The following is a 5,126-nucleotide window of genomic DNA, read 5'->3' on the forward strand; positions in this document are numbered from 1 at the left end:
ATGAAATTAATAGTTTAAAGAATAATTTAAATCATAAGAAAGTTGATCTGGCGTTATACTTTAAAAGAACAGGAACTCTAGATGATAAATCATTATATTCAGTCCCAATCTTAAAAAAAAGTGTGGCATATTGGTCTATTTCAACCTCAGAAGTTAAAAAAAATGGCCTATGGGCCTGCGTTGTGGGAACTATATACTGTAACATTTTAGAGTCAGAAAATATTCAAAATTTCCAAAAGTATATTAGTATAGATAGTGCTATGAAAAGCGTTTCATCAAAAGAAATAGATGCTGTACTAGCAAGTTATGTTACATTGAGTAAGTTTTTAAATAACTCCGATGAATTAAGTGGAAATCTACAATCACCAGATTGGGGAGGGAGTGTAAATTTGACGCTTTTTTCAAAGAAGGACAACGTCAGATTAACAAAAATTGTTGATGAAGTAGTAGGGAATTTAAGGTCAGATCGGGAAGTTTCCATTAACGATAACAACAACTATTATTACACTTTAGAAGTAAACAATAACAAATACAAAACTCGCAGTGATCATGTCATTAAGTATTCATTTGATGATGATGTATTCCCTCTTCTTTTTCGTAATCAAAGCGGTAATTTAACTGGTTATTTATATGATATATTAAAATTAATAGAAAGTAGAACTGAACTAGAGTTTAAGTACATTGCTAATGATAATGGTAAAAGTCTTGTTGAAATGCTTACTTTGGGGGATATAAATCTAATACCGTTTACTTTAAGTACCAGTGATTACTTTGGGTTGGCTAGTTCTACAAATCCGGTCATTTCATTTCGTTATTATGCATTATCTTTAGCAAAAAGTGTGTCAATTACTAGCGTGTTAGAAGGTGTTTTACTTGCACAAGGTAAAGAAAAGCTAGGAATAAAGACGCAAGTTTTTGGTGAGAGTGTTTTACTTTTTTCTAATCCTAAATCTATCTTACGAGCACTTGAGTCTGGTGAGATAAAAAAAGCTTACATAAGAGAGGACCTCGTCGACATAATTGCTTCGTCTGATGCGACAGATGATTATATCGTTGATAGGAAAGATTATAGAAGTGTGGATGCAACAATGGCCGTTTCAAATGACAATAAATTATTGTTAGAATTATTGAATAGTGCATTTAAAACATGGGATTCTAATGAGATAAACAAAATAAAGAACTCTTATGACCCCTTTAACGTTGTTTACGGAGTTGATTATAAACATTTCATCAGGATTATTGCAATATTATTTATATTGATAGCGGTAGCTGGTGTGTTAATATATTTAAGGCAGAAGAATTTAAATCTTCAATTTATAATAAAAGAAAATGATGCGAAAAATTTCGAATTAGAAAAAAACTTCCTTCAATGTGTTATTACTCAATTCCCGTCTCAAGTGTTCATATACGATGACACAGACACATTATTACTTTCTAGTTGTAAGGAGTTTCAGAGTGGACGTTGCGATAGTTGCCTTATACGTTCTACTAGCGACTCTAACGAATTTTTACAGACGAAGGAAAATAGAAGGGACGTGTTGAATAACGGTAATACTATAAATTATACTTTAGATGTAAATAACTGTGCTATGAAAATGGAAACCGTTGAATATATTTGTATGCGCATAAAAGCTAATAACAAAAACTATGTATTATCAATAATTACTGATATCACCGAAAAAAAACTCCAAGAAAGAGAATTAATAACCGCCAAAGGAAAAGCAGAAAAGGCGATATCAATACGAGATAAATTTTTAGCTTCAATGAGCCATGAGTTGAGAACTCCAATTGCAGGTATGGTTGGTCTATTGGAGATGTTGTCAAACCGAATTTCAGATGAAGAAAGTCGAGTGTTACTATCAAATGTTTCCACTTCAGCTCGCCAACTTAACGTTCTAGTTAACGATATACTTGACTTCTCAAAAATAGACGCTGGTCAATTAAAATTAGAGCCTAGGGAATGCAATATTTTACGTGAAACTGGAGAGGTTGTAAGGTTACATTTAGCTGCAGCTCGTGAAAAAGGTTTAACATTAAAATATAACTTTTCACCGACTCCTATTAATATCATATCTATTGATTCACTTCGATATGCACAGATCCTTAATAATCTCTTGTCTAATGCTATCAAATTTACTGATAAAGGAAGTGTATTAGTTGATGTTTCTATTGATAATGATAAGATTTTCATTTCTATAGCAGATAGCGGCTGTGGAATGTCGCATGATAAGCAAAAAATCATATTTAGTCCATTCGTACAAGCTGATAACTCAATTGCAAGAAAATATGGTGGGACTGGCTTAGGGTTAACTATTGTTTCAGAATTAACAAGTCTGATGAAAGGAACTTTAAAAGTTTCAAGTTTGGAAGGGGTCGGGACGAAAGTAGATTTGGAATTAAGTCATGAATTTGTCTCATATTATGGGGAATTATTATCTGGATATTATATTCACTATAAGAGCAATTTCGAAATTATTTCAGAATGGCTCTCTGTTTGGGGTTGTAATGAGAATATATTAAATCCAATTAACAAAGTCCTAATCAGTGATATGGATAATGTATCATTAAGCAAAGAGTTTGATTGTACCATTTTACTTGATTCGGAAAAGGTAGCATTTAAAGAAACTATAGGTACAAAGACAAATTTGAGTATCAAGCCATTTTTCCCTGATTTACTTTTAGATACTATTTTACAAGTTGCTAAACCTAACAAAGAAAAAATTATACAGACTAAGAGATCACTTAGTATCCCTGTTCTTGTAGCTGAAGATAATCCAATAAACCAGATTGTTATTATAAATCAATTACGAAATTTAGGGATAGAAGCAGAATTAGTAACAAACGGAAAAGAAGCTCTAGATGCTTTGATGACAAAGCCTAATTACTATCGTTTGTTGATAACTGACTGTCATATGCCCATCATGGACGGTTTTGAGTTAGTGAGGAATGTTAGGGAAATGACTCCTGATTCTCATTTTCTGAAAATTATCGGTTGTACTGCCGAAGATTCTAGAGTTGTACATGACACCGCAAATTTGGTCGGTTTTGATAAAGTATTATATAAGCCTTACGGGATTGAAAAATTATCAAGAATTATCAATGACTTAATTCCAGATGACCACTGGTTAGATCATGTTCCTGAATCAGACGTCGAGCAAATGAGAAGCTTATTTATATCTACCATGACTGATGATTTAATAGAGTTGAAGAAAGAAAATAGAGATAACCTTAAAAGGATCGCGCATAAAATTAAAGGAGGAGCTTCTATATTGGGTATTGAATCAATCGTTTTATTAGCTCAAGAGCTCGAAGATGGAATTCATAGTCCTAAAAATAAAGTTATTCCAACATTAATAGAAGATTTAATTAATGATGTAAATAATCATATATATAGTGCCAAACACTATATACGGGGGAGTAAATGAAAATTTTATTATTGGATGACAACCCTTTAGAGACAGAAATAATAAAGTCCAAACTTAATCAATACGATTTTTATGAGATATTATGTTTTAATCATGCGAGTTTGGCTTATGAATACTTAAGGCATAATTTTGTGGATTTGGTCATAATTGATCTTGATATGCCTGAGGAAGATGGTTTACTTGTATTATCCAAACTTAGTGCAATTAACTTTGAGCAACCTTTGTGTATATTAAGTGGTTTGGGAGAAGATATTATAATCTTGGCAGAGAAAGTCGCTAGATTATATGGTTTAAACATTATATGTTCTAATGTTAAACCAATCAATGATATTGCATTGAAAAAGGTAGTTGAATGTGCGGCTAAATTAAAATCAAAGGTTGATTCAAATGATTTTGTCTCAAATATCTCATCATATTCATTAAAAGAGATCATGAGCGGAATTGAACGTGATGAGCTTATTGTCCATTATCAACCTCAATATAGTTTTAACTCAAAAGAACTGGTTTCTTTTGAAGCTTTAATTCGTTGGGATCATTCTAGTGATGGATTGTTATATCCAAAATCTTTTATGCCAATGCTAGAAAAAAGCGGTAATACAAGAGTTATTTTTAATGCTTTGTTTAATATGGTAACCTCAAAAATTGCTAAATATCCAAGTGAATTAAAATTTTCGATAAATATATCATCCAAAGACTTATCTGATGAGACGTTTGTGGGGTACATATTGGATATATTAGACTCAAAAAAATTGCCTCCTGATCGATTCACATTTGAAATAACTGAAAATATAGCTTATGAGCTTGAACCTATAATGTTACAAAATATCACTAGATTAAAAATTAACGGATTTGGACTATCTATTGATGATTTTGGTATTGGTCATTCCAATTTGATAAATTTGGTTGAAATACCATTTACAGAGTTGAAAATAGATAGAAGGTTTGTAAAAAATTACTTGCTCTGTCTAAAGCATAAGCATGCATTAGAGTTATCTGTAAGTTTAGCTAAGAAACTAGGGTTGATTGTTGTAGCTGAAGGTATTGAAGTTTACGAGGAATACAGTGCGATGAAAAACCTAGGTGTTGATATATGCCAAGGGTATTTAACTGGAAAACCTGATTTTATAGAGAATATACTTAACTTTAGAGAGCATTGTTACACTAAAACAACTTTTTCTATCGACAAGGTTAGGTGATATTATTGGAAATAGAATCTCGATTATATAAGTTCATTACATTTTAGATACATGATGTTTTCGCTCCAAAGAGGCGTTGTTGCTTAAATCAGTTGAACCTTTTCCAAGATCTGCGATCTGATCCTTTGTGATGATTAGAACGGTGATGACATGGGTAAAGCGGAAAAGAAGATAACTAACTGGGCGGAATACAATAAGGCTCTGTGCAAGCGTGGTAGAGGTTTCCAGTATTCTGATACCGCGATTGAAACTGCCTTGATGATTAAGGGAATTTTCTCTCTTCCATTACGTGCTCTTCAAGGCTTTATCGATTCTATCTTTGAGTTATTGGATGTTCCACGGACTACACCTGTATCAGCAAACGCTCGAAGACAGTTCAGGTCAAATATCGCAATCGCATTGATAACCCAACGGTGGAACAAGCCTTTGTCTTTGTTGCCGCTTTACGTACAGCTTCATCAACAAGTGTGACTATTTTAAGCCGTTCTCATAGACAGAACCTTAA

At 32.5% G+C, this 5,126-nt stretch carries 3 protein-coding genes; all 3 read left to right on the plus strand.

Annotated features, from left to right (window positions below; all coding sequences use genetic code 11):
* Positions 1–3,425, plus strand: a 3,425-nt coding sequence (locus AB4493_RS22105; RefSeq protein ID WP_372155823.1) for an ATP-binding protein, incomplete at its 5' end; no start/stop codon positions are given.
* Positions 3,422–4,621: an EAL domain-containing response regulator gene (locus tag AB4493_RS22110; RefSeq protein WP_372155824.1), complete on the plus strand. Its 1,200-nt coding sequence runs from the start codon at positions 3,422–3,424 to the stop codon at positions 4,619–4,621. The genes AB4493_RS22105 and AB4493_RS22110, both read left to right, overlap by 4 nt.
* A gap of 150 nt (positions 4,622–4,771) precedes the next feature.
* Positions 4,772–5,092 (plus strand): transposase, encoded by a 321-nt coding sequence (locus AB4493_RS22115; RefSeq protein WP_372155825.1) that lies wholly within the window; start codon positions 4,772–4,774, stop codon positions 5,090–5,092.
* Positions 5,093–5,126: the final 34 nt, after the last annotated feature.

The organism is Vibrio sp. 10N.222.55.A1 (assembly GCF_041473835.1).
GTDB lineage: Bacteria > Pseudomonadota > Gammaproteobacteria > Enterobacterales > Vibrionaceae > Vibrio > Vibrio crassostreae_C.

Excerpts from the sequence above, each read along its gene's own strand:
- AB4493_RS22110 (WP_372155824.1), top strand. The coding sequence starts at position 3,422 with ATGAAAATTTTATTATTGGATGACAACCCTTTAGAGACAGAAATAATA.
- AB4493_RS22115 (WP_372155825.1), top strand. The coding sequence starts at position 4,772 with ATGGGTAAAGCGGAAAAGAAGATAACTAACTGGGCGGAATACAATAAG.